We start from the raw sequence: 19,238 nt of genomic DNA on the forward strand, positions 1-19,238 counted from the left end.
CCCTGACCTCCCAACCTCCCAACCTCCTGGCTCCCGACCTCCCGGCTCCCTGGCCCCTGACCTCCCGACTCCCGAGCCCTCCCCGCCTCCACCCGCCCCCAGTGATCGCCGTCTGTGCCCTTCCGTGGTTGCGCCGGGACCGGATCCACAACCACCGCGGGGCTGAGACGCCGATCAAGAACGACTGAGGGCTGTCCACAGGGACGCCGGGGTGGCCGTGCCGGGGGTGGTCGGGGAGGAGGGTGTGCTGGTGTGGGGGTTGGCGGGGGAGCTCGGTCGGTTCTGGCGTATCCGGGGATGGCGGCGGCGCTGTGGACAGCCGGGTGGCAGGACGGCATGGTCACCTATGAGCAGGCGCTGGGCGCGGGGTTGACCCGGGGCCAGATCCGGCAACTCGTGCGGACCGGCGACTGGGTCCGGCCGTTCCCCGGCACCTATCTCGTCGCTGGCGCCGACCCGTTTCTTGGTCGGGTGCACGCGGCTCTGGTTCGTCGGCCGCAGGCGGTCGTATGCGGCGTCACGGCCGCGAGGCTGCTCGACCTGCGCGCGCTTCCCGCGCTGTCCACCTCGGAGCCGATCCATCTCCTGATCACCGGATCTGCCGCGCGGACCGCTGCGCGGGGCATCGTTCTGCACTCGGGATCTCGCGCGGGCACGCCGGTCTGGTGGCGCCGTGGGGTTCCGGTCACGTCGGTGACGCGCACGCTCGCTGATCTCGTTCTCGCCTGGGACCGACCGGAGGCGGTGGCGCTGTTGGACGCCGCCGCACACGATCGCCGGTTCCGCGGTGTGGTCGAGGTGGCGGCGCACCTGCTCGGTCGACGCGGCGCGGCGGCCCGGTTCCGATGGCTCGCGGAGGTCGACGCCCGCACGGAGTCCGCGCTCGAAAGCCGGCTGCGCCTCGTCCTGCACGACCACGGACTCAGGCCGCCCGAGGCTCAATACGCCGTCATCGACGAGAACGGGCGATCTGTCGCGCGCGCCGACTTCGCCTACCCGGCTCGTCGGCTGCTCGTCGAGGCGGATGGCGCCGCCTTCCATGGCGACCACGCCGCCGATCCAGAGCCGCTGCACCGCGACCGCGACCGTCAGAACGCCCTGTCCCGCCTTGGCTGGACGATCCTGCGTTTCACCTGGTCAGACGTGCTCACCCGTCCCGACCACGTCGCCGCTGTCGTTCGCCACTCTCTCGCCCGGCCATGATCGTTTCTTGGGCCCCGTGGTGGTCGTAAGCCGGGCTCTGCTGTGACCGCCGGAGGGCTCAAACGGCGATCAGGCCACCAGGCCACCAGGCCACCAGCGATCAGGCGATCAGGCGAGGAGGGGGGAGGTGACGCGCTCGCCGGTGGTGCCGTCGATGAGGCCGAGGTCGGTGATGTGGGGGCCGGGGAGGCAGGCGAGCGAGGCGACCATGACGGTGAACAGCGGCTGGGTGAGGATCCGGAGGGTGAGGCCGACCTCGGCGGCCGCGTCCTGGACGGCCCGCTGGGCCTCGGCGACCTGGGCCGCCGGCAGCGGCGACAGCAGCCCGGCGATCGGGAGCGCGACCCGGGCCACCACCTCGCCCCCGGCGGCGACCGCGACGCCCCCGCCGTCCGCGATCACCTGGTTCGCCGCGGCCGCCATGTCGACCGGGTCGCGGCCGAAGACGACCAGGTTGTGGGTGTCGTGCGAGACCGAGGTGGCGACGGCGCCTGTCCACTCCCCCCAACCGGAGATCAGCGCGGCCTGCGGGCGGGGCGCGATCCGGCCGTGCCGGTGCACCGCGACCTGCAGCATGTGCCCCGCCGGCGGCACCACCACACCGTCGCGGACCTCGGCGTCGACCTCGCCCCAGGTGGTGAAGACCGGGCCGTCGAGCACCCGCAGCCGCGCCGTGCCGTTGTAGACCCCGTCCGGCAGGTGGCCGACCCGCAGCACGAAGTGGTCGGGTGTGAGCGAGTCGATCTTCATCGTGTCCAGCGGTGGCACGCTCGGTCCCTCGACCACCGGGACGATCATCTCGCCGGCGGAGGCGACGTGCTGGCCGGCGGCGAAGACGTCGTCGACGGCGACCGCCGCCAGGTCGGACAGGATGATCAGATCGGCCTGCCGGCCGGCGGCGACCAGGCCGAGGTCGGTGCGCCGCAGCCGGTAGGCCGCGTGGTAGGTGGCGATCCGCAGCGCGCGCACCGGGTCGAGGCCGTAGCCGACCAGGCGGCGCAGCAGGTGGTCGATGCCGCCGTCGGTGAGCAGCGTCAGCGCGAACAGGTCGTCGGTGGCGGCGCACAGGTGTGTCGGCAGCTCCGGCAGTGCGTTCAGCTCGGCGACCAGGCCGGGAAGGAGATGCTCGAACGCGCCGCGGAGCTCGACGGTCAGGCCGGCGCGCAGCTTCTCCATGGCGTCGTCCTGCGTGACGATCTCGTGGTCCGAGGTGATCCCGGCCGCGAGGTAGGCCTGCAGCTCGGGGCCGGTGAGGCCGGCGGCGTGCCCGCTGACCAGCTTCCCGCTGGCCAGGCCCGCGGCCACGACGTCGACCATCCGTCCGTCGCTGGTCAGCACGCCGAGCATGTCCATGACCTCGGCGAGGCCGCCGACCTCCGGCCAGGCGAGCATCTCGGTGACCTCGGGGCCGTGCAGGTCCGCGCCGGACAGCTCCAGCCCCGGCATCGGCGGCACGCACGACGGTGCCTGGATGATGAAGCGCACCGGCAGCCCGCGGCTCGCCTCCACGGCGTAGCGCACCCCGGCGACGCCGGAGACGTTCGCGAGCTCGTGCGGGTCGCCGAAGATCGTCGTAGTGCCGCGCGGGCAGACGGCCGAGGCGTAGGCCCCGGGCGTGAGCATCGAACTCTCGAAATGGACGTGCATGTCGATGAGGCCGGGGGCGATGAACCTTCCGGTCGCGTCGAACGCGTCGAGCGCGTCCGTCCGGCTGCCGCTCGGGTGGACCGACGCGATCAGCGGACCGACCAGTCCGACGTCCGCCGGCCGGACCTCGCAGGTACCGACGTCGACGACGCTGCCGCCGGTGATGAGCAGGTCGAACGGCACGACGCCGCGGGCGGCGTCGACGGCGCGGCGGCGAAGGGCCGGGTCGACAGGGTCGTCCATGGGAGCAAGCTAGGCCGCTGCTGTTACAACTGTCTGCCGATTCCGCTCATCGCTGTTACGGGACGCCTGCCCCCGGCAGCTGCCGTTGGGCCGCTGATTGGGCGCTCGCCATACGACGACCACTGGAACGTCATGGGACAAACATGGTTACTACCCCCGTATCGGCCGTCGGCATGACGGCCATAGGCTCGCTGCATAACGGCTGGTCGGGAGGGAGCGGGCTGGTGGACGGCTTCGGGACGGGCCCGGCAGTGGTGCGCGACGGTTCCCCCTTGTCGGTCCGTCGCGGCAAGGACGCGCCGGCCGACCGCATACCCCCCGGTCTTGATCGCCGCAATTCCGGTATCGGCCCGGGAGCATCGGGGCGGCGCCGGCCGCTGGTCGTYGGCATCGGCGGATCGGCGCGGACCGACTCGCCGGCCATGCGGGCGCTGGGCGCCGCGACCCGGATGCTCGCCCAGGCCGGCGCGGAGACGGTCATGCTCAGCGTCGCCGAGCTGGATCTGCCGCCCTACCATCCGGACGCCAAGGAGCGCTCAGGGTCGATCCGCCGCCTCGTCGGCGAGGTCCGCCGCGCCGACGGCCTGGTCATCGCGGCCCCGGACTATCACGGCGGCACCTCGGGCGCGCTCAAGAACGCCCTCGACTACCTGTGGGACCTGGGTGACACGCCCCGGCCGGGACTGGACGCCCGCCCCGTCGGGCTGCTGGCCTGTGACGAGGGCCCGGGCGCCGGCGGCGCGCTGACCGCGCTGCGGGCCACGGTGCACGCGCTCGGCGGCTGGCCCACCCCGCTGGGGGTCAGCCTGAGCAGGCAGGAATCCGCCACGATCGACCAGTACGGCGCCATCTCGAGCCCGTCGATCGCCGCCCGGTTCGACACGCTGACCGACCAGATCATGGGCTTCGCCTATGCCTGGTCGCACCTGATCTGAGAGTGATCTGAGCGCGTACGGCCGGACGTTCGCGCACACCCTCACGTAAGGGGCGAACCGGCGCCAGCTACCGTGTCGTTGCCCTGACCGCCACGCCAGAATCCCCGCGCCAGAACCTCCGCGGGTCCGACGGACGCGCGTGGTCGTGGCGCGTCGGCGCGCTGGCCGCTCCCCGCGGCCAGGTGGCTTGCGGTCGAGGGCTCGCCGTCGACGAGATCTGTCGACGAGAACTTGAGGAGGGTCCCAGGTGGGACGACGGCACATGCTGCGCCTGGCCGCGGCGGCGCTCGGCTCCGCTCTGGCGTTGGCGGCCTGCAGCGAGTCCGCCGGCGACGACGGCGGCTCCGGAGCAAGCACCCCGGTCGCGGCCGGCGCCACGGTGAAGCTGATGGCCATCCTGCCCACCGAGACGGCCGGCTCCAACTACCCCGACATCCTCGCGGCCTCCCATGCCGCGGTGCGCGGGCTCAACGCCCGTGGCGGGATCAAGGGGCACAAGGTCGAGCTGGTCTACTGCAACGAGAAGAACGACGCCGCCACCGCCAAGTCCTGCGCCCAGCGGGCGGTGGACGAGCACGTGCTCGCCGTCGTCAACGAGGTCAGCGCGACCGGTGGGATCATGCCGATCCTCGAGGCCGCCAAGATCCCGTCGATCGGCTCCGGGGGCATCTCGGTCGACCAGTCGGAGCTGTCCTCCCCGGTCAGCTTCATGCTCAGCCCGCTGACCGACTACCCGGCGGTGTGCCCGGCCCTGCTGAAGAAGGCCGGCGCGACGAAGCTCGGCGCCGTCGGTTACAACCTGCCGCAGGCCGACCGGCTGATGAAGATGGCGGAGATCGGGGCGAAGGACGCCGGCTCGCCGCTGGCGCTGGAGCCACGGGTCCCGATCGACACCAGCGACTTCACGCCGACCGCGACGCAGCTCAGCAGGGCCGGCGTGAACGGCACGGTCCTCGTCGTCGTCGATCAGGGCGCCTACGCGGTGATCAAGGGTGGCGGCGCCGCCGGCGGCAAGTACTGCCACGCGCTGGGTGTCCTCTCCCGGGACTGGCTCATCGACGAGGGCGCGGCGGCCGACTCGATCGTCTTCGCGAGCGCGTTCCCCGAGCTCAGCGAGGCCGGCCAGTTCCCCGAGCTCGCCAGGGCGGTCCAGGAACTCGACGCGGAGGCCGCCGCCGGCGACGCCGCCGCGGCGACGGACAGGCGGATCAGCTCGACGAACACCGTCGGCTCGTGGCTGTCGGTGCAGGTCGTCGAGAAGGTCGCGAACGCGATCCCTGGCGACGAGCTGACGTCGGCGGCGCTGCTCGACCAGCTCAACAAGACCTCGGGCCTCGACCTCGGCCTGCTGCCGCCGCTGGACTTCTCCAAGCCGTCGCCGATCCCCGGCGCGCAGCGGCTGTTCAACACCACGATGCGCGGCGTGCGCTGGGACTCGGCGACGAAGACCTACGTCCCGCTCGGCACCGAGGCCTACGACGCCCTGAAGATCCTCACCCAGACCGGCGCCTGACGGGTGCGGTAACGCTCCGGCCTACCAGGTGCGGGGGGCACCGAAGACCTGGGTCCAGTAGCAGCCGTAGACGTCGTCGCTGACGGCGTAGCCGATGCCGATCTCGGTGATCTCGGGCAGCAGGATGTTGCGGCGGTGGCCCGGGCTGTTCATCCAGCCCGTGACGACCTCCATCGGGGTCCGCTGGCCGGCGGCGATGTTCTCGGCCACCGTCGCGTACTGGTATCCGRCCGCCTCGACCCGGTCGGAGACCTGCCTGCCCTCCGGGCTGGCATGGTCGAAGAACCGGCGCCGGGCCATGTCGGCGCTGTGCGCCGCGGCCGCCATGGCGAGCCGGGGCTCGGGCGCGAGCGGCCGCAGGCCGTGCTGCTGACGCTGCTGGTTCGTCAGCATGATCACCTCGGCGAGCCGGTCGGCGTCCGGGGTTCGTGGCGACAGCGGCGCCCACGGTGGGCCCGGCTCGGCCCGCTGACCGGGCGGGCTCGGTGGGCTTGGCGGTCTGGGTGCGCTGGGTGGCCTGGGTGGCCTGGGTGCGCTGGGTGGCCTGGATGGGCCGGGCGGACCTGGCGTGGGCACCGGTAGCGGGCCGGCCGGGAGCGGAACGGGCCGGGGCGCCGGCGTGGCCGGCTCGGGCTCCACGTCGACACCGAAGTCGCGCGCGAGCCCGGCCAGGCCGTCGGCGTATCCCTGCCCGATCGACCGGATCCGCCACCCAGCGGCCCCTCCGCCAGCGCCGCCCGCTCCGGCCGCCCCGCCGGCGCCGGCGGGGCCGCGCTGGTAGAGCTCGCCGACGAGCAGGGCGGTCTCCGGGCCGAGCCGCGGCGGCAGCAGCCGGATCAGGGTGATGCCGGCGAGGTCGTGCACGGTCGTCACTGGCGCGGGCAGCCGGCCGAACGGGGAGACGCGGTCCGTGGGGCTCGCCACCAGCACCACCCGCGCCGCGCCGCGGCGCAGCCGGCGCGGGTCGATGGTCAGCTCGTCGGCGCCGCCGTCCCTGGTCGCGGGGGTGAGCCGGATGCCGGCCGCCGCCGCCTGGTTGTAGAAGACGAAGTCCTCGTCACCGCCGACTCGGCCGCCGTCGCCGACGATCAGCGCCGACAGGTCGAACGGCCCGCCCAGCCGGACGCGAACGGCGCCCGGGGGCAGCGGCGTGTTGCCCCCCGCCACCAGCTCGAGCATGCGCACCCCCTTGGACCGTTCAACGATCGACGCCGGCCCGGGTTCCGCGGGGTAGCTGGGGGCCTTGTCGTGGGCCGTGGGACCATGTTGTTCTCGGGTGACCGGAGGCCGTTGGATACCCGGTCGACGGTTGTGCGAGCATGTCGTTCTCGCGCGACCGGACGCCGTGGGAGACGAGGTCGCACCGGCATTGAGAGAGCCGTGGGCTTCTCGATACAGAAATGCGTCGGAGGCGTTGGTTTGCTGACCGTGACGCGTCATCGGGTCCCGGTGTGCCGGTACCGCGTTTCTGGTAGTGAAAGTAGGCCACGGTGAACGACGCGATCGGCTACGCCCTGCTCGGCCTGGGCACCGGTGGCCTGTACGCCCTGATGACGGCCGGGATCGTGGTGGTCCAGCGGGGCGCGGGCGTGCTGAACCTCGCGCACGGCGCGCTGCTCGCCTGGGCGGCCTACACGTTCCACGGCGCCTCCGAGGTGTGGGATCTGCCCACCTGGTTCGCGGCCGTGCTCGCCGTCGGGTCGACGGCGCTCATCGGCCTGCTCTTCCACCTGCTGGTGATGCGCCCGATGCGCGACGGCTCGGCGCTGACCAGGGTCATGGCCACGCTCGGGCTGCTGATCATCCTGCAGTCAGCGCTCACCCTGATGTACGGCACGCCCGTGCGTACCGCGCCGACCATCCTGCCGACCGGCAAGGTGACGATCGTCGGCATGCCGGTCGGCTGGGATGTCTTCGTCCGCATCGGGGTCGTCGCGGTGGTGCTCGCCGCGCTGTGGGCGCTGTTCCGGCACACCACGATCGGGCTGGCGGCCACGGCCGTCACCGAGAACCCGCGGGCGGCCGCGACGTTCGGCTGGTCGCCCGACCTGGTCGCCGCCGGGGCGTGGACGCTCGGGGCCGCGCTCGCCGGGCTCGCCGGTGTGCTGCTCGCCCCGTTGCAGATGCCGCTGTCGGCGCCGAACCTGATGCTGCTGATCGTTCCGGTGCTCGCGATCGGCCTGCTGGCGGGGTTCCGCTCGCTGCCGGCCGTGTTCGTCGCGTCGGTCGTGCTCGCGGTCATCGAGGTGGAGACGCAGGTCCAGCTGGTCACCCGCCATCCCGCCTGGCGGGGTGTCGACCGGGCGATCCCGCTGGTCGTGATCGTCTTCTATCTGGCGATCCGGGGCCGGCACATCCCCGACCGGGGACACGTGAGCGAGCGGCTCCCCGCGCTGGGCAGCGGCCGGATCCACTGGCCGGCGCTCGTGGTGAGCGTCACCGCCGCGATCTGCCTGATCTGGTACGCGCTGCCGGTGGACTGGGTGAACGCGCTGAACGCCAACGCGCTGTGGGCGATCCTCATCCTCTCGGTCGTCACGCTCGTCGGCTTCACCGGCCAGCTCTCGCTTGCCCAGCTCGCCTTCGCCGGGGTGGCCGCGCTGATCGCCGGCCGGCTCGTGGCGGTCCGCGGCTGGCCGTTGGAGGCGGCGCTCGCGCTCGGCATCCTCGGGACCTCCGCGCTCGGGGTGCTGTTCGCGCTGCCCGCGCTGCGTACCCGAGGCCTGCAGCTCGCCGTCGTCACCCTCGGTCTGGGCGCGGCCGCGGACGCGATCCTGTTCCAGCGTGGCTACCACACGCCGCCCCCGCCCGGCTCGGTCGCGGCGTCGCTCGGCGAGCTCGGCCAGTCGGAGGGCACCGTCGTCGAACACGCGCGGCTGTTCGGGGTGCGGCTGGACACGGTCGTGGCACCGCGCGCGTTCGCGACGCTCGCCGTGGTCTCGTTCGCCATCGTCGCGGTCGCGGTCGCGAACCTGCGCCGTGGCCGGGCGGGCCGGCGGCTGATCGCGGTCCGGACCAACGAGCGGGCGGCGGCATCGCTCGGGGTCAGCGTCGTCGGCGCGAAGCTCTACGCGTTCGCGCTGTCGGCCGCGATCGCCGGGTTCGGCGGCGTGCTCTACGCCTTCTACCTCTACGGCTCGCGCGGCAACATCGACTACGGCGGCATGACGTTCTCGCCGTTCAGCTCGATCCTGCTGATCGCGTTCGCGGTGCTCGGCGGGGTCGGCTGGGTCAGCGGCGCGTTCGCCGGCGCGGCCTGGGCCGCCGGCACGCTCGGCACCCGGTTCGGAGCCTGGCTCGGGAAGCTGCTGACCGACGTGGCGGTGTTCGCCAGGACGATGATCGCCATCCTGGGCGCGGTGGTCGGCTTCAGTGCCGGCGCGGGCGTCCGTCGGCCGCGCGCCACGGTGCCGGACGCTGCCGACGGTGAGATGGACGGCCTGGGCGACGCGTCCGCGCCGGGAGACGCCGCGCGGACGGGCGCCGGCCGGCCGGCCTCGGCGCGGCCGGCCTCGCGCCGGCTCTGGCCGTGGGTGGGCGCGCTGGTGCTCGCCGCCGCCGCGATCGGGGTCAGCGGTTGGGTGCTCGACTGGCTGACCCAGCTCGACCGGTACGTGCCGCTGATCGGCGGCGTCGTGCTCGTCACCATCCTCGCCACCTCCGGCGGCGGGATGGCGCCTGGCAACGCGGCCCTGGCCAGCGCCGTGGCCGCTCGTTTCACGCCACCGTCGAGGAGGGCCGCGCGCGCGGCGCGCGAGCGCCGGCGACTCGCCCAGCTGCTGGCTGGCCCGACAGGTGCCACGCCGGTCGTGGCCGCCCTGGCCCCGGCGGCCGATGCCGGCCCCGGCGGCCAGGCCGGCGCGGCCGCCGGCGCCCGGGCCGCGAGGCTCGCCGCGCTCGCGGGCGGCGCGGGCGTGATCCGGCCTGCGACGCTGTCGGTCTGGGGGCTGACGGTCCGGTTCGGCGCCGTCACCGCCGTGGACGACGTGAGCCTGCGGGTCACGCCCGGCCAGATCGTCGGCCTGATCGGCCCGAACGGCGCCGGCAAGACCACCGTGATCGACGCGATCACCGGCTACACCCCGGCCAGGGCCCGGCAGCTGACACTCGGCGAGCACCGGCTCGACCGGCTGCCCGCGCACCGCCGGGCGCGGCGCGGCGTCCAGCGCTCGTTCCAGAACCTCGAGCTCTTCGAGGACCTGACCGTGTTGGAGAACATCGAGGCCGCGAGCGACCCGCGCGACCTGCGCGCCTACCTGACGAACCTGGTCTGGCCGCGCACGAGCGTGCTGCCGCCGGCGGCGCGCGCCGCCATCGAGGCCTTCGGGCTGGCCGACGACCTCCTGCGGACCGTCACCGAGCTGCCCTACGGCCGGCGCCGGCTGCTCGCGATCGCGCGGGCGGTCGCCGCCCGCCCGTCGGTGCTGCTGCTCGACGAGCCCTGCGCCGGGCTGGACGAGCACGAGAGCGCCGAGGTGGCCGCCCTGCTGCGCCGCCTCGCCGACGAGTGGGGCCTGGGCATCCTGCTGAACGAGCACGACATGGACGTCGTCATGTCCGTCTGCGACCGGGTCGTCGTCCTCGACGCCGGCCGGACCATCGCCGAGGGCACCCCCGCGCAGGTCCGTGAGGACCCGATGGTGCAGCTGGCCTACCTCGGGGAGAAGGTCACCGTCCCGCGCAGCCGGCGGGCTCCCGCCCAGCGGGAGCCGGCCGCGCGGCCCAGCGAGTCCGGCCTGGCCGGCGAGCCGGTGGCGCCGGGGGCCGCCCGATGAGCGCGAAGGCAGGGGTGGTCAGGCAGCTGGCCGGGCGTGGCCGCCGTGCGCGGCCGATGCTTGTCCGGCCTCCGGTGCTCGCGGCACACGGGCTGTCCGCCGGCTACGGCGGGGCGCCCGTCGTCCGCGGGCTCGACATCCAGGTGCGTGCCGGCGAGGTCGTCGTCCTGCTCGGGCCGAACGGGGCGGGGAAGACCACGACGCTGCTCACCCTCGCCGGGGCGCTCACGCCGCAGGCGGGCGAGGTGCACTGGGCGGGCAGCGCGACCACCGCGCCGCTGCACCGGCGTGCCCGCTCCGGGCTGAGCCTCGTCCCCGAGGACCGTTCGGTGATCATGAGCCTGACCGTGCGCGAGAACCTGCGCGTCGGCCGCTGCGACCCGGCGCTGGCGCTCGCGACGTTCCCCGAGCTGGAGGAGCACCTCGACCGCAAGGCCGGGCTGCTCTCCGGCGGCCAGCAGCAGATGGTGACGCTCGCCAGGGCGCTGGCCCGCCGGCCGACCGCGCTGCTCGCCGACGAGCTGTCGCTCGGGCTCGCCCCCCAGATCGTCACCCGGCTGTTGACCGCGGTGCGCGCCGCCGCCGACGAGGGCCTCGCGGTGCTGCTCGTCGAGCAGCACGTCCGCAGCGCGCTGACGATCGCCGACCACGTCCACGTCCTGCGGCACGGCCGGCTCGCCTGGTCCGGCACCGCGACGGAGGCCGAGGCCAACCGCGACGCCGTCGCCAGCGCCTACCTCCCGCTGGCCTGACCGGACGTCGGCCTCAGCTGGCGTCCGGGCCTGCTCCGAGTGGTTGTGTCAGTGTCAAGAAGTGGCCGATGGGAAGGCGACACCGCGCGGGATGGCCGGGCATGAGGAACGCTTCGCCGTCGCCGCGGCACTGGTCGCCGAGGCGGCGCGGTTCGCCGGGCTTKGCTGGATGCGGGCGACCTCCGGGAACCTGTCCGTCGTGCTCGGCCGGGAACCACTGCGGCTCGCCGTCACCGGCTCCGGCGGAGACAAGGGCGAGCTGACCGTGCTCGACATCGTCGAGGTGGACGGTCACGGCCGTCTGCTCGTGGCCACCGGTGACGGCACGGCCACCCCGTCCGGCGGCGTCATCGCGGCTGGCGTCCGGGTGCGCCCGTCCGCCGAGGCGGCACTGCATGCCCGGCTCGCCGCCACGACCGGGGCGGGGGCGGTGGTGCACCTGCACACCCTCGCGTGCGTGCGCGCGGCGGCCCGCCACCCGGGCGGAGTGGAGCTTGCCGGCCTGGAGATGCTCAAGGCGCTGGGCAGGCCGGCCGATGGCGCGGCCACCCGGCTGCCGGTCGTCCCGAACAGCCAGGACATGGCCGTGCTCGCCGACGCGGCCCTGGCCGCTCTCGAGCCGGGAGTGCCGGCACTCCTCGTCGCCGGCCACGGCATGTACGCCTGGGGCGACGACCTGCGCGCCGCCCGCCGCCACGCCGAGGCCGTCGACTGGCTCTGCGCTCTGGTCTCCAACACCTGACAGGGAACGCTGTCCGGACACCGGACACCGGACACCGGACACCGGGGCGGCGGGCGCTGGGGCTGCGGCGGCTCTTTCGACAGGTGCCGGACGGGGTGATCAGACGCGTGGCGTCGGTGTCAGCGCTGGGCGCGCAGGCCGGCGATGACGAGGTCGAGGCCGGCGAGGAACTGCTCGTCCTCCTTGTGGGCGGCCAGCACGGGCAGCACGCGTCGGAACGACGGGTAGGCGTCGTGGTCGAGTGACGCGAAGAAGGCGGTCGCCTGGTCGAGTGCCTCCCGCTGGACCTGCTCGTTGTCGGCGGTGTACGAGTGCCAGGTGGCGTCCTGCACGCCGGTGCCGATCACGTACGTGAATATCGCCGACAGCCCGTAGAACACCGCCCGCTCGTCGAAGCCGGCGTCGAGGAGCAGCATCGCGCCACGGTCCCAGTGGCGCAGCGTGTTGGGGCCTCGCTCGACGGAGGCGATGGCCAGGCGGGCCGCCCAGGGGTGGCGCCTGAGYACGCGCCACAGGTCGATGAACCCGTCGCGCAGGCGTTCCTCCCACGGCCGGTGCGGCTCGGCGTCGAAGCCGGCCTCGATCTCGCCGACCACGTGGTCGAACGCGAGGTTGAGCAGCACGTCCTTGTTGTCGACGTGCCAGTAGAGCGTGGCGACCCCGACCTCCAGATCGGCTGCCAGACGGCGGAAGGTCAGCGCGTCGGGGCCGTCCGCGTCGAGGATCGCGATCGCCATCTCCACGACGCGGTCGCGGTGCAACGGCGGGCGTTTCGCGGGCTTGAAGGAGTGGCCGTAGTCGTGCGGCCGGGTGGACCGCTTGGGCATGGGAACCGTCCGGGTTATTGACGCTCGAACACTGTTCGGGTCATCGTAGTYCCCATGACCGCATCGAACAGCGTTCTAGAAGTCGAACCTCGTACGGGCAGGCCGCCCGCGACCTCGCTGCGCGCGGGCTGGCCCGTGCTCGCCGCGCTGATGCTCGCCACCCTCGCCGTGACCGTGGACAACACCGTCCTGAACGTCGCGCTCCCCTCCATCTCCACCGACCTGAACGCCGGCACGAGCCAGCTGCAGTGGATCGTCAACGCCTACAGCCTGTTGTTCGGCGGCCTGCTGCTGACCGGTGGCAGCCTCGCCGACCGCCTCGGCCGCCGCCGGGTGCTGCTCGGCGGCCTCGCCGCCTTCGCCGCCGCCTCGGCGCTCGTGCTCGTCGTCCACTCCGGGCCCGAGCTGATCGCCCTGCGCGCCCTCTCCGGCGTGGCCGCCGCGTTCCTCCTGCCGAGCACGGTCGCGCTCATGTACCGCGCCTTCGAGGGGCCAGCGCGGGCCACCGCGATCGGCATCGCGGGTTCGGTCGCGGCTCTGGGGTTCGTCATCGGCCCACTGCTGGGCGGCGCGCTGCTGGAGTTCTTCTCCTGGCAGTCGGTGTTCCTCGTCAACGTGCCGATCGCGGCACTCGCGCTGCTGCTGGTGCGCGCCGTCATCCCGCCCGACGCCGAACGGTCGGGCGGTCCCGCGGACCTGCCCGGCGCCGTCCTGTCGGTGCTCGCGATGCTCGGCCTGGTCGCCGCGCTGGTCGACGGGCCCGACCACGGCTGGGGCTCCCCGCTCGTCGTCGGCCCCGCGCTCGGCGCGCTCGTCACCGGCGTCGTGTTCGTGTGGTGGGAGCTGCGCGCGGCGCACCCGATGCTCGACGTGCGGCTGATCGGGCGTCGCGCGGTCGCGGGCCCCGGCGCGGCGCAGGGAGCGCTCATGTTCGCGGCGAGCGGCTCGCTGTTCCTCATCACGCAGCACCTGCAGATCCTCAAGGGCTACTCGCCGATCGAGGCCGGGGTGAGCTCGGCGCCGATCGCGATCGGCCTCATCGGCGCCGGACCGCTGTTCACGTGGAGCGCGCGCCGCCTGGGCGCCGCGGGCACCGCCGCGTTGGGCCTGCTCATCGCCGCCGCGGCGATGGCCTGCCTCGGTCTCGGGATCCGCCACGGTTACTTGCCGCTGGCCGGTGGCCTGCTCGCGCTCGGCGCCGGGGTGCGCCTGGGGATCACGGTGGCGGCGCTGGCGGTGCTCGACGGGCTGCCCGCCGAGGCGGCCGGGACGGGCGCGGCGCTCGGCGACACCTTCCAGGAGATCGGCGGGGCGCTGGGTGTGGCGCTGCTCGGCTCGATCTACAACGTGATCTACCAGTCCGACCTGCCGTCGGCGGCGCCCGCGGCCGCGCGCGACTCGCTGCGGGGCGCCCTGAGCCTGCACGACGCGGCCCTCTCGGCCGCCGCACGCCACGCGTTCACCTCCGGCGCGCAGATCGCCCTGCTGGCCTGCGCCGGGATCCTCGCGGCGGTCGCCGTCGTCGCGCGCCTCACCGTGTCACGTGACCTCGACCTGACCGAGGCGACCTGATGGAGGCGATCCGCCCGCCTCGGGTTCGACACCCCACCGACGGGCCACCACCCAACGACCGCTACCCGCGCCTACACCGACCCGCCGGACGCAACCGCCGCCGGTCGGGGCGAGAGCCCGCGACCGTGCCCCCGTTCCACCTCGGCCGGAGGGAGCCTGCGCTGTTCGGCCCGGGTGTCGCCGGAGGCGACCATCCGCAGGGCGGTCACGGCGATGCTGGGCACCGGGCTGCGCACGGCCGCGTAGGCGTGGCGGACCGCCCCCAGCGGGGCCGGGTCGTCGTCGAACCCGACGACCGCCACGTCGTCGCCGAGGCGCAGCCCCCGCTCGCGGCACACCTCGACGACCGCGGTGGCCAGGCCGTCGTGCGCGGCGAAGATCGCCTCCGGCGGTCCGTCGGCCTCGAACGAGGCGTCGAGTGCCGCGGCCGCGGCCGCCACCCCGAGCCGGGAGCGCACGAGCCGGCCCGGCTCGCCGAGCTCGGCCTGGTGGGAGAGGTAGGCCTCGGTCCGTTCCCGTACGCACGGCAGGTCGTCCGGGCCCGCGACCAGCGTGATGCGCCGCCGGCCGAGCCTGGACAGGTGCGTGAGCGCGGCTCGTGACGCGCGTGGGTTGTCGACGTCGGCCGCCGCGACGTCCGGCGAGCAGGCCCCGAGGGTGACCGTGCGGCGCAGCACCTGCCGCGGCAACACGGCCAGTGCCTCGCGGCTCGGGTTGATGACGATGAGGCCGGCGAGGGCGCGGTCGGCGGCCAGCTCCCGCAGCCCGGCGCCGTCCCCGTGCTCCAACCTCCGCAGGAAGACCCCAAGACCGGCCGTGCCTGCGGCCTCGGCGGCGGCGTAGGCGACGGTGCCGAAGAACCGGTCCTCCTCCGGGCACCAGGGGTGCGAGATCGCCACGATGGCGACCCGGTCGCCTCGCCCGCCGGCCAGCGCGCGGGCGGCGGGGCTCGGCACGAAGCCCAGCTCGTCCGCCGCGGCGAGCACCCGGTTCCTGGTCGCCGGGATCACGTGGGTGCTGCCATTGAGGACGCGGGAGACGGTCGCGCGCGACACCCCGGCGAGAGCCGCGACGTCCTCGATGGTGCGCCGCCGTCGCGTCCCGTCGGCGCGTGCCGCGCCGTCATGTGCCGAGTGGTCGATGACGTGGGAGGCGGCGCCGCCAGGCCGCCCTTCCGGAGGACGCGCGTCCGCCGTCCGCTCGGTAAGGCTCATGACCGCCAGTGTCGGACGATCGCCCTGGCCGCTTCAACGCCTTCCCATCAACCAGACCGACGCGTATCCATCAGGCGGGGGAGGTCAGATGGGGGAGACGGTGGGCGGGCGGGGGCCGTGTTCCGTGATGAGGGCGCTGACCAGACTCGCGGGGGTGACGTCGAAGGCCGGGTTGTGGGCGCGGGCGCCCGGCGGGGCGACACGGCGGGCGGACCAGGCCAGGACCTCGTCGTCGGCGCGCCGCTCGATCGGGATCAGAGATCCGCTCGGCAGGTCCTCGTCCACCGTCGACGCCGAGGCGGCGACGACGAACGGGATGCCGGCGTGCGCGCAGGCCAGCGCCACCCCGAGGGTGCCGACCTTGTTCGCGACGTCGCCGTTCGCCGCGATGCGGTCCGCGCCGACGATGGCGACGTCGACGAGGCCGCCGACGATCGTGCCGGCCGCCGCGCCGTCCACCTGCACCCGGTGGTCGATGCCGGCCTGGGCCAGCTCCCAGGCGGTGAGCCGGCTGCCCTGCAGCAACGGCCGGGTCTCGTCGACGTAGACCAGCTCGACCCGGCCGCGGGCGTGCAGCTCGCGGATGATTCCGAGGGCGGTGCCCCAGGCGGCGGTGGCCAGCGCGCCGGTGTTGCAGTGGGTGAGGACGCGTAGTGGGCGGTCGCCGAGCCGGGCGAGGATCCAGTCGGCGCCGTGCCGGCCGATCGCCCGGTTCGCCCGCTCGTCCGCCTCGGCGAGCGCGTGCCCCACCGCCACGACGGCGTCGAGCCCATCGTCGACGACGGCATAGGCGGCGTCGACACCGAGCGCGAGCGCGAGCGCCGTCGGCCGGGCGGCGCGCAACCGGCCGACCGCGGCGGTGAACGTGGAGCCGTCCCAGCCCTCGCGCGCCGCCTGCACGATCGCGAGGGCGACGCCGTACGCACCGGCGATCCCGAGCGCGGGCGCGCCGCGGACGGCGAGCCGGCGGATGGCGGCCACCAGGTCGTCGACCCGGTGGATGTCGACGTCCGCGAGCTGGTCCGGCAGCAGGGTCTGGTCCAGCAGGCGGACGGACGTGCCCGTCCACACCACCGGGCGCGGGCTCGACGGTGGAGGCGATGGCAGCGACGGCGAGGATGACGGCCGCGGCTGCGGCCGCGCCGCCGCCGAGGGCACGGGGGACGGCGGTGGCCATCGGTGCGGTTGCCGGGGGGCTGGCCGCGGCGGAGGCCAGCTCGAGCCAGCCAGCGGGGCGGACCCGCTCTGGTCTGGGTCCGGCGGCTCCGACATGCCGGCACTATGCGGATCGTGCCCGGCCCTGGTCAAGCGGGTGGCGCCGATGCCACGGTGTTGTCACCGGGACGTCATGATGGCGCCCGCGTCTTGACTCGGGTTTTCCGCCGGTCGGACGATCGGCGGGTTCCGTCCGTGGGACGGCGGCTCGGACCGAGGAGGCACGGATGACGGCTCTGACGACCTGGCCGGCGGACGACCCGGCGACGGTGGCCCTGGCGACCACCAACCCGGCGCTGATCGGCTCCTTCCTTGGCGGGCTCGGCTTCCGGTTCGAGCGCTGGCCGCTGGTGCCCGGCCTGGCGTCCACCGCGCCGGCCGAGGACGTCCTCGCGGCCTACCGTGACCCGATCGAGCGGGTCGTCCAGACCGAGGGCTTCGTCCAGATCGACGTGGTCGCGCTGCACCCGACGGGCGCCCCGAGCTTCGCGGCGACGGCGGCGGTGGCCAGGGCGAAGTTCCTCGCCGAGCACACCCACGCCGACGACGAGGTCCGCTTCTTCGCCGCCGGCCGCGGCGTCTTCTACCTGCACACCCGCGACGCCTCCCGGGGTGAGGAGGTGCACGCCGTGCTGTGCGAGGCCGGCGATCTGCTGTTCGTGCCCGCCGGGACCACCCACTGGTTCGACATGGGGACGGCGCCCTCGTTCACCGCGGTCCGGTTCTTCCGCGACCCCGACGGCTGGGTGGGCGACTTCACCGGCAGCGACATCGCCGCCCGCTTCCCCGACTTCGACACGCTCGCGCGCGTCGGCGCGCCGCGCGCCGGAGCATGACGGCTGGCCCCGGCCGCCGGCCGTCCGACCGGCCGGTCGGACGGCCGGCGGCGGCGTCCTCGCCGGGCGGCGCGCGGCCCGCCCCGTCGGGCAGGCCGGCCGGCGGCCGGGCCGTGACCGCCGTCGTCGTCGACATCGAGGGGACGGCCAGCCCGACTTCCGCCGTCGTCGGCACCCTGTACCCGTATGCCAGGGCCCGGATGGCGAGCTGGCTCGCCGAGCGGGCGGACGACCCCGAGGTGCGCCGCGCCGTCGCGCAGGCGCGGGACCTGCTCGGGGAGCCCGGTGCCGGCCCCGGGCGGGTCCTCGCGGCGCTGGACGACTGGCTCGCGCGGGACGCGAAGGTCGCCCCGCTGAAGGCGTTGCAGGGGCAGATCTGGGCGGCCGGGTTCGCCGCCGGCGAGCTGGCCGGGGTGCTGTTCCCGGACGTCGCGCCGGCGCTGCGGCGCTGGCACGCCACCGGGATCCGGCTTGCCGTCTACTCCTCGGGCTCGGTCATCGCGCAGCGGGCCTGGTTCAGCCGCGTCACGACGACGACGGGCCGGGAGGAGCCGGACGACCTGGGTCCGCTGCTGTCGGCGTACTTCGACCTCGACAACGCGGGGGCGAAGGGCGACGCCGCCTCATACGCGCGGATCGCGGCGGCCCTCGGCGTCGAGCCGGGCCGGCTGCTGTTCCTGACCGACCGTCCCGGCGAGTTGGACGCGGCCATGGCCGCGGGCTGGGCCGCGCTCGGCGTCGCCCGCGCCGGGGAGCCCTACGCGGACGCGCTCGCCGGATACCCACGCGTCGACTCGTTCGCCACCGTGGAGCTGGCCGCGGCCTGACCCGGCGGCGGCCCTGTCTGGTTGGTCGATCAGGGCGGTGGGCGGCTGGGACGTCGCAAGGAGCCGTCGATGCCACCTGGCATCCGTAGAGTCGCCACTGACCTCAACGGAACCCGGCGCGGCGCGCGCCGGAACACGACGGAGACATCGATGACTCTGACGATCGGCGCAACCGCTCCTGACTTCGTGGCCGCGACCACCGAAGGGCCGATCTCCTTCCACGAGTGGATCGGAGACTCGTGGGCGGTGCTCTTCTCGCACCCCAAGAACTTCACGCCGATCTGCACGACCGAGCTCGGCTACGTCGCCTCGATCAAGCCCGAGTTCGACAAGCGCGGCGTGAAGATCATCGGCCTTTCGGTGGACCCGGTCGAGCTGCACGAGGGCTGGGCCAAGGACATCGAGGAGACGCAGGGCACCGCGCCCAACTACCCGCTGATCGGGGATGCCGACTACTCGATCTCCAAGGCGTACGGAATGCTGCCCGCCGACGCCAGCGGCGACCCGGCCCAGCGCACGGCCATGGACAACCAGACTGTCCGCAACGTGTTCGTCATCGGCCCGGACAAGAAGATCAAGCTCATCCTGGTGTACCCGATGACGACCGGCCGCAACTTCGACGAGGTCCTGCGGGTGATCGACTCGCTGCAGCTCACGGCGAAGCACAAGGTGGCCACGCCGGTGAACTGGAAGCAGGGCGAGAACGTCGTCATCGCCGGTTCGGTCAACAACGACCAGGCCAAGGAGCTCTTCGGTACCTGGGAGGCGCCGAAGCCCTACCTGCGCATCGTTCCGCAGCCGGGCGCCTGACGCCGGTACCCGGTCACGATCCGTGCCACCGGTCCGTATCACCGGTGCACGCCACCGATCTACGCCACCGGGTCCGTGCCGCCGGTCCGCGCCGCCATGTTGGTGGCGCTGGCCGGCGGTCGGCTAT

General features: G+C 74.1%; 15 protein-coding genes. 10 read left to right on the plus strand and 5 right to left on the minus strand.

The genetic code is table 11. The features are described from left to right. Positions 1-297 precede the first annotated feature (297 nt). Positions 298-1,203 carry a type IV toxin-antitoxin system AbiEi family antitoxin domain-containing protein gene (locus tag BCD49_RS34835; protein WP_035925522.1) on the plus strand — a complete coding sequence of 302 codons (906 nt, stop codon included), beginning with the start codon at positions 298-300 and terminating at the stop codon, positions 1,201-1,203. A gap of 108 nt (positions 1,204-1,311) precedes the next feature. Here the strand turns inward: BCD49_RS34835 and BCD49_RS34840 are convergent, their stop codons facing one another. Beyond that, positions 1,312-3,093, minus strand: coding sequence for an adenine deaminase (locus BCD49_RS34840; RefSeq protein ID WP_007519004.1), 1,782 nt, complete (start codon positions 3,091-3,093; stop codon positions 1,312-1,314). A gap of 224 nt (positions 3,094-3,317) precedes the next feature. Between BCD49_RS34840 and BCD49_RS34845 the strand changes: the two genes are divergently transcribed. Next, positions 3,318-4,028 carry an NADPH-dependent FMN reductase gene (locus BCD49_RS34845; RefSeq protein ID WP_232794237.1) on the plus strand — a complete coding sequence of 237 codons (711 nt, stop codon included), beginning with the start codon at positions 3,318-3,320 and terminating at the stop codon, positions 4,026-4,028. Positions 4,029-4,275: 247 nt separating this feature from the next. Then, entirely contained in the window at positions 4,276-5,541 is a 1,266-nt protein-coding gene (locus BCD49_RS34850; RefSeq protein WP_007519008.1) for an ABC transporter substrate-binding protein, read from the plus strand. Between the two features lie 21 nt (positions 5,542-5,562). On the opposite strand, the gene BCD49_RS34855 is transcribed toward BCD49_RS34850, so the two are convergent. Then, positions 5,563-6,720, minus strand: coding sequence for a CAP domain-containing protein (locus BCD49_RS34855; protein ID WP_071042362.1), 1,158 nt, complete (start codon positions 6,718-6,720; stop codon positions 5,563-5,565). A gap of 311 nt (positions 6,721-7,031) precedes the next feature. Between BCD49_RS34855 and BCD49_RS34860 the strand changes: the two genes are divergently transcribed. The 3 genes from BCD49_RS34860 (at position 7,032) to BCD49_RS34870 (ending at position 11,810) form a co-directional block, all read left to right on the plus strand. Next, complete coding sequence (locus tag BCD49_RS34860) at positions 7,032-10,316, plus strand: ABC transporter permease subunit (protein ID WP_071042363.1); 3,285 nt, start codon at positions 7,032-7,034, stop codon at positions 10,314-10,316. Positions 10,317-10,372: 56 nt separating this feature from the next. Further along, positions 10,373-11,068: an ABC transporter ATP-binding protein gene (locus BCD49_RS34865; protein ID WP_035930737.1), complete on the plus strand. Its 696-nt coding sequence runs from the start codon at positions 10,373-10,375 to the stop codon at positions 11,066-11,068. Positions 11,069-11,159: 91 nt separating this feature from the next. Further along, positions 11,160-11,810 carry a class II aldolase/adducin family protein gene (locus tag BCD49_RS34870; protein WP_071042364.1) on the plus strand — a complete coding sequence of 217 codons (651 nt, stop codon included), beginning with the start codon at positions 11,160-11,162 and terminating at the stop codon, positions 11,808-11,810. Between the two features lie 119 nt (positions 11,811-11,929). Here the strand turns inward: BCD49_RS34870 and BCD49_RS34875 are convergent, their stop codons facing one another. Beyond that, entirely contained in the window at positions 11,930-12,637 is a 708-nt protein-coding gene (locus tag BCD49_RS34875; RefSeq protein ID WP_007520253.1) for a TetR/AcrR family transcriptional regulator C-terminal domain-containing protein, read from the minus strand. Positions 12,638-12,691: 54 nt separating this feature from the next. Here BCD49_RS34875 and BCD49_RS34880 point away from each other — a divergent pair, with 54 nt between their 5' ends. Further along, positions 12,692-14,209: an MFS transporter gene (locus BCD49_RS34880; RefSeq protein WP_007520255.1), complete on the plus strand. Its 1,518-nt coding sequence runs from the start codon at positions 12,692-12,694 to the stop codon at positions 14,207-14,209. Between the two features lie 71 nt (positions 14,210-14,280). On the opposite strand, the gene BCD49_RS34885 is transcribed toward BCD49_RS34880, so the two are convergent. Next, positions 14,281-15,423: a LacI family DNA-binding transcriptional regulator gene (locus BCD49_RS34885; protein WP_007520257.1), complete on the minus strand. Its 1,143-nt coding sequence runs from the start codon at positions 15,421-15,423 to the stop codon at positions 14,281-14,283. Between the two features lie 84 nt (positions 15,424-15,507). Beyond that, on the minus strand, positions 15,508-16,497 hold the full coding sequence (mtnA, locus tag BCD49_RS34890) for an S-methyl-5-thioribose-1-phosphate isomerase (protein ID WP_007520259.1): 990 nt from the start codon (positions 16,495-16,497) through the stop codon (positions 15,508-15,510). 368 nt (positions 16,498-16,865) lie between these two features. On the opposite strand from mtnA, the gene BCD49_RS34895 reads away from it, so the two are divergent. The 3 genes from BCD49_RS34895 (at position 16,866) to BCD49_RS34905 (ending at position 19,111) form a co-directional block, all read left to right on the plus strand. Continuing rightward, positions 16,866-17,474 carry a 1,2-dihydroxy-3-keto-5-methylthiopentene dioxygenase gene (locus BCD49_RS34895; protein WP_007520260.1) on the plus strand — a complete coding sequence of 203 codons (609 nt, stop codon included), beginning with the start codon at positions 16,866-16,868 and terminating at the stop codon, positions 17,472-17,474. Continuing rightward, on the plus strand, positions 17,471-18,301 hold the full coding sequence (gene mtnC / locus BCD49_RS34900) for an acireductone synthase (RefSeq protein WP_083401882.1): 831 nt from the start codon (positions 17,471-17,473) through the stop codon (positions 18,299-18,301). The genes BCD49_RS34895 and mtnC overlap by 4 nt, the downstream gene beginning before the upstream one ends. A 150-nt stretch (positions 18,302-18,451) precedes the next feature. Next, positions 18,452-19,111, plus strand: a complete 660-nt coding sequence (locus BCD49_RS34905; RefSeq protein ID WP_027141192.1) for a peroxiredoxin — start codon at positions 18,452-18,454, stop codon at positions 19,109-19,111. The last annotated feature ends 127 nt before the right edge of the window (positions 19,112-19,238 follow it).

Origin of the sequence: Pseudofrankia sp. EUN1h (assembly GCF_001854645.1) — a bacterium.
Classification (GTDB): domain Bacteria; phylum Actinomycetota; class Actinomycetes; order Frankiales; family Frankiaceae; genus Pseudofrankia; species Pseudofrankia saprophytica.

What these genes read in the sequence shown, in the direction of transcription:
- BCD49_RS34835 (WP_035925522.1), top strand. Translation starts at nt 298, where the DNA reads ATGGCGGCGGCGCTGTGGACAGCCGGGTGGCAGGACGGCATGGTCACC.
- BCD49_RS34840 (WP_007519004.1), bottom strand. Translation starts at nt 3,093, where the DNA reads ATGGACGACCCTGTCGACCCGGCCCTTCGCCGCCGCGCCGTCGACGCC.
- BCD49_RS34865 (WP_035930737.1), top strand. Translation starts at nt 10,373, where the DNA reads ATGCTTGTCCGGCCTCCGGTGCTCGCGGCACACGGGCTGTCCGCCGGC.
- BCD49_RS34880 (WP_007520255.1), top strand. Translation starts at nt 12,692, where the DNA reads ATGACCGCATCGAACAGCGTTCTAGAAGTCGAACCTCGTACGGGCAGG.
- BCD49_RS34885 (WP_007520257.1), bottom strand. Translation starts at nt 15,423, where the DNA reads ATGAGCCTTACCGAGCGGACGGCGGACGCGCGTCCTCCGGAAGGGCGG.
- BCD49_RS34895 (WP_007520260.1), top strand. Translation starts at nt 16,866, where the DNA reads ATGACGGCTCTGACGACCTGGCCGGCGGACGACCCGGCGACGGTGGCC.
- mtnC (WP_083401882.1), top strand. Translation starts at nt 17,471, where the DNA reads ATGACGGCTGGCCCCGGCCGCCGGCCGTCCGACCGGCCGGTCGGACGG.
- BCD49_RS34905 (WP_027141192.1), top strand. Translation starts at nt 18,452, where the DNA reads ATGACTCTGACGATCGGCGCAACCGCTCCTGACTTCGTGGCCGCGACC.